Origin of the sequence: uncultured Proteiniphilum sp. (assembly GCF_937873925.1) — a bacterium.
Taxonomy (GTDB): Bacteria; Bacteroidota; Bacteroidia; order Bacteroidales; family Dysgonomonadaceae; genus Proteiniphilum.
In genome coordinates this window covers 1-5,214 of record NZ_CALNAT010000259.1, presented here as the reverse complement: position 1 = coordinate 5,214, position 5,214 = coordinate 1, and the positions used below count along the sequence as shown (strand labels likewise).

General features: G+C 43.2%; 4 protein-coding genes. 2 read left to right on the top strand and 2 right to left on the bottom strand.

Features of this window, described 5'->3' with window-relative positions; translation table 11 throughout:
• Window positions 1–317: 317 nt before the first annotated feature.
• Window positions 318–2,780 (top strand): phenylalanine--tRNA ligase subunit beta, encoded by a 2,463-nt coding sequence (gene pheT, locus Q0502_RS18670; RefSeq protein WP_298654053.1) that lies wholly within the window; start codon window positions 318–320, stop codon window positions 2,778–2,780.
• Between the two features lie 164 nt (window positions 2,781–2,944).
• Window positions 2,945–3,655, top strand: a complete 711-nt coding sequence (locus Q0502_RS18665; protein WP_298654051.1) for a YebC/PmpR family DNA-binding transcriptional regulator — start codon at window positions 2,945–2,947, stop codon at window positions 3,653–3,655.
• 310 nt (window positions 3,656–3,965) lie between these two features.
• On the opposite strand, the gene Q0502_RS18660 is transcribed toward Q0502_RS18665, so the two are convergent.
• The gene (locus Q0502_RS18660) at window positions 3,966–4,442 is read right to left on the bottom strand and encodes an SRPBCC family protein (protein WP_298654049.1); all 477 of its coding nucleotides are present in this window, start codon (window positions 4,440–4,442) and stop codon (window positions 3,966–3,968) included.
• A 24-nt stretch (window positions 4,443–4,466) separates the two neighbouring features.
• Complete coding sequence (locus tag Q0502_RS18655) at window positions 4,467–4,910, bottom strand: VOC family protein (protein ID WP_298654047.1); 444 nt, start codon at window positions 4,908–4,910, stop codon at window positions 4,467–4,469.
• Window positions 4,911–5,214 lie beyond the last annotated feature (304 nt).

Genomic DNA, 5,214 nt, shown 5'->3' with positions numbered 1-5,214 from the left:
CTTAGTGGTATACTTTTAAATTACTAAGTGGACTACTTTTCAATTATTTTTTACAATCTTGAATCTTGAATTTTGAATCTGAAATCTTGAATCCAAATATAGAGAGGTTATCGCTTTTTTTTGTAATTTTGAGCCCTATTTCAAAAAGAATCAGGATTCCGGATTTTAACAGGTTTATTTTGATTTAAAGCAGATTGGAAAACCAAAGATCATCAATCTTTTTCAAACTCCTTCAATCTTTTTCAATCTGAATCGATCTATATCAGTAAGATTTAATCTGTTTTAATCCGCATAAATCCCATTGCAATTTTAGTAGAATGAACATTTCGTACAACTGGCTCAAAGAGTACCTTCAATTCGATCTGTCGCCACAAGAGACAGCCGATGCACTCACTTCCATAGGACTGGAAACAGGGAGTGTGGAAGAGATACAAACCATCAAAGGGGGCTTGGAAGGCCTGGTGATCGGGAAAGTGCTGACATGCGTGTCCCATCCCAATTCCGACCATCTGCACCTCACTACCGTAGATATCGGCAACGGCGAAGAACCGCAGAAAATCGTATGCGGTGCGCCCAACGTGGCAGCCGGGCAGAAAGTGGTGGTAGCCCCCCTCGGCACGAAACTCTATTTTGGCGATGATGTAATCACGATAAAGCGTTCCAGGATCCGTGGTGAAGAGTCGTTCGGCATGATATGTGCCGAGGACGAGATCGGTATCGGCACCTCACACGACGGTATTATTGTACTGTCCGGGGACGCCAAAGTAGGAATGCCTGCCAAAGAGTACTACAACGTAAAGAGCGATTATGTACTGGAAGTAGACATAACTCCCAACCGCATAGATGCAGCCTCCCACTTTGGCGTGGCACGCGACCTGGCGGCATGGCTGGAACAGGCGGGTAAACCTTATAAACTTACAAAACCGTCTGTAGAAGAATTCTCCGTTGACTCACAGGAAGGCGGTATCGAAGTGATTGTGGAGAACAGGGAAGCCTGCCCACGCTATTCGGGACTGACCATCCGTGGTGTGACAGTGAAAGAGAGTCCCGACTGGCTGAAAAATAAACTGCTGCTGATCGGGCTTCGTCCCATCAACAATATTGTAGATATCACTAATTTCGTACTTCATGAAACAGGGCATCCGATGCACGCTTTCGATGCGGCACGGATCACCGGGAACGAGGTTGTGATACGCACCATGCCTGAAAAAACCAAATTCATCACATTGGATGAAGAGGAGCGCGAATTGAATGAGAACGACCTGATGATCTGTAACTCGGAGGAGGGGATGTGTATCGCCGGCGTGTTCGGAGGATTAGACTCAGGTGTGACCGAAAAGACAACCGATATATTCCTGGAATCGGCCTATTTCAATCCTACATGGGTACGAAAAACAGCCCGTCGCCACGGGCTGAACACCGATTCGTCGTTCCGCTTCGAACGGGGCGCCGATCCCGCCAATACGGTCTATGTATTGAAACGGGCAGCTATGCTGGTGAAAGAACTGGCGGGCGGCACGATAGAGGGTGATGTACGTGATATCTACCCTGTTCCTGTCGAAAGAGCACAGGTAAGCCTCTCTTACGATAAGATAAACAAACTGATAGGGAAAGAGATACCGAAAGAGACTGTCAAGAACATCCTGCACAGTCTGGAGATTGAGATAGAAAATGAAACGGATAACGAACTCACCCTGCGTATCCCTACCTACCGGGTGGATGTAACGCGTGATGTGGATGTGATCGAAGATATCCTCCGTATCTACGGTTACAACAATGTGGAGATCAGCGACTCATTAAAGGCGAACCTCTCTGCTCAAATGCCCGCAGACCGTAAGCAAAAACTACAGACATTAATTTCGGAACAGCTTACTGCAAACGGTTTCAACGAGATATTGAATAATTCGCTTACTAAAAAGGGTTATTATGAGGCGTTTGAAACCTATCCTGCCACGAATTGCGTCCCACTGCTAAACCCGCTGAGCAACGACCTCAACGTAATGCGTCAAACATTGCTTTTCGGGGGACTGGAAAGTATTGCATACAATCGCAACCGCAAACATGGTGACCTCCGTTTCTATGAATTCGGCAACTGTTATTTCTTCGATGCAGCAAAAAAGAGTAACGAAAATATCCTTGCTCCCTATTCCGAAGAATTCCACATCGGATTATGGATATGCGGCAAACGCACCCATAAGAACTGGGCCACGGCCGGGGAACAAAGTTCCGTCTTCGAACTGAAAGCGCACGTGGAAAATATACTGAAGAGAATGGGGATCAGTGAAAATCAGGTATTCTTCGAAACAGAACGAAACGAACTCCTCTCCGCAGGTATGAGTGTCAAAACCCACAAACGCACCATAGGCTTCTTTGGAATTGTTTCCCCGGCAATATGCAAAAAGTTCGATATCGATACGGATGTATTTTTTGCCGAGATGAACTGGGATCTACTGATGAAAGAGTCCGAAAAACAATCGGTACGCTTTTCGGAAACAGCCAGATTCCCCGCCGTAAGCCGAGACCTGGCACTGCTGATAGATAAAGAGATCACTTTTGCCCAAATCCGGGAGATCGCCCTCAAATCGGAAAAGAAACTGTTGAAACAGGTATCGCTCTTTGATGTGTATGAAGGAAAAAACCTGCCCCAAGGTAAAAAATCCTATGCGGTCAACTTTTTGTTACAGGACGAAGAAAAAACGCTCAACGACAAACAGATCGACAACGTAATGCAGAGGATCCAAAAAAGTCTGGAAAGTGAGTTGGGAGCACAATTGAGATAAGAGACAATGTGCTTCGCACGATAATGATAATGGCTTCGCAGATATATGTTGCCCATGATAATGCCTTCGGCGATAGTTCACTTCGTGAAGATATTGTGCTTCGCACGATAGGAGATTGATAAAAGATTGAAATAAGACAGATATAGATAATAGGATATAACAATATGGGAAGAGCATTTGAATATAGAAAGGCAACCAAGATGAAACGCTGGGGTAACATGGCCCGCGTATTCACTAAATTAGGAAAACAGATCACTATTGCCGCCCGTGAGGGTGGTCCTGATGCCGATACCAATCCGCGCCTGCGTGTATTGATACAGCAGGCCAAGAAAGAGAATATGCCCAAGGACAACGTGGAGCGTGCCATCAAAAAGGCGACCGACAAGGATCATTCCGATTATAAGGAAATGGTATATGAAGGTTATGGGCCTTACGGCATCGCCATCGTGGTGGAAACGGCCACCGATAATCCCACGCGCACTGTGGCGAACGTCCGCAGCTATTTCAACAAACATGGCGGCTCATTGGGAACCTCCGGTAGTCTGGAATTTTTATTCGACCATAAATGTGTATTCAGGATAGCCCCGAAAGATGGTATTTCGCTGGAAGACCTTGAACTGGAACTGATCGACTACGGTGTGGATGAGGTGGAAGCTGATGAGGAGGATATTCTGCTCTACGGCGATTTCAAGTCCTACTCCGATATCCAGAGCTATCTGGAAGAGAACGGTTTTGAGATCCATTCAGCCGAGTTTGAGCGTATTCCGCACGACACCAAAGAACTCAACGAAGAACAACGCGCACAGATCGAAAAACTACTGGAAAAATTTGAGGACGACGACGATGTCCAGAATGTTTTTCACAATATGGCATAGGTAGAATAATTTATGGTTAGTGAAGTAGCCTAAACCCAACAAGTCCCGAAACATTTTCCCGAGGATTTGGAGCGGTTAACCGCATTAAATGGGGAATACACTTAATTTTTGACAAACAAAAATACCAACTATTTAGCAAACAAATAGTTGGGCGATTTTTTTTTAATTTAGAGAACGTGCCACAAAAATCCCCTCTATATTTTGATGTAATATAGAGAGGATTAATTTATTGAAATCCCTCAATGAATTAGACTGTTATCAGGCTTGTTTCTCAGATTTATCTCCGTAAATTGACCATTGATTTGTTGGTTTATTGTCCGTGATTACTTATTTCTTTTGGAAACTTGTCGCCAATTAAATTCAGTTTTAGATTGTATTCTAAATATGCTTTCATTCCGTCTAAAACTGTTGTAAAACCGCCTGTGTTGTCTTGTATGGCTTGTATTAAATCGTCGCCTGTTTCTTTGAAGCCGTAGTTTTTGATAACAACATACGTCGTATCGTCAGTCAGTGCTGTAAACTCAAAATCAACTGTTGTAACCGGCGTGTCGTCCCATTCAATGGATATTTTCTTATTCGGAATAATGTCCTTTACAAATACTTTCGTTGAAACGCCATACATTTCCCATTCCCAAGTGGTTGTTTTGCCTACTTCTAATTGTCCGCTTGATTTTGTAAACCAAAAATTAGTCGTGATTGTCGGGTCAATAAATGCCTGAAAGACCGTTGCAACAGGTTTTCTAATTAGCATTTGTGTTTCTACTGTTGGAATTTTTGTTTCCGTCATTTTGTTTTATTTTTTAAGTGTGTTTTATAGCTGTTCTGCCAATCCAATTAGAAGCCCTTCCGTTCCACGAATGTAGCAAAGTCGATAGACGTTCTCATACTGAACGACTTCACCAACAAGCTCAGCCCCATTTTCTATGAGTCGGGACACCAACTCATCAAGGTTATCAACTCTAAACATTATGCGTAGATAACCAAGAGCATTAACAGGTGCTGTTCGATGGTCTGAAACGATTGCCGGGATAATAAATTTTGAAATCTCAAGGCGGCTGTGTCCATCGGGAGTAACCATCATAGCAATCTCCACACTCTGATTGCCCAAGCCGGTAACACGACCAGCCCATTCCCCTTCGATTATAGCACGTCCTTCGAGATTCAATCCTATTTCTGTGAAAAAAGATATAGCGTTGTCGAGATTCTCTACAACGATACCGACATTGTTCATTTCAAGTAATTTACTTTTTTCCATATTTTTGTTTTTAGAACATTCCGTTTTCGTTTAGCAAAATATCACTCGCACTAATTCAAAGGCGTCACTTTGCAAATTTAAAAGCATTCCTTTTCAATCAGCTTTGCATAGGACAAGAAATTCAGATCTTGTTTTAAACCTCACAAATATATAATAAGTTTGTGGAGCTAATGAGATTATTTTTCTACAGCTAACCTTCAGATTAAACAAAAAAAACAAGAAAAGCGATGGGCTTAGTCACTTTTCCTGTTTAGTAGCGCACAGCGGAATCGAACCGCTATTCATTGCCTGAGAAACAATTTTC

What these genes read in the sequence shown, in the direction of transcription:
- Q0502_RS18660 (WP_298654049.1), bottom strand. Translation starts at nt 4,442, where the DNA reads ATGACGGAAACAAAAATTCCAACAGTAGAAACACAAATGCTAATTAGA.
- Q0502_RS18655 (WP_298654047.1), bottom strand. Translation starts at nt 4,910, where the DNA reads ATGGAAAAAAGTAAATTACTTGAAATGAACAATGTCGGTATCGTTGTA.
- Q0502_RS18665 (WP_298654051.1), top strand. Translation starts at nt 2,945, where the DNA reads ATGGGAAGAGCATTTGAATATAGAAAGGCAACCAAGATGAAACGCTGG.
- pheT (WP_298654053.1), top strand. Translation starts at nt 318, where the DNA reads ATGAACATTTCGTACAACTGGCTCAAAGAGTACCTTCAATTCGATCTG.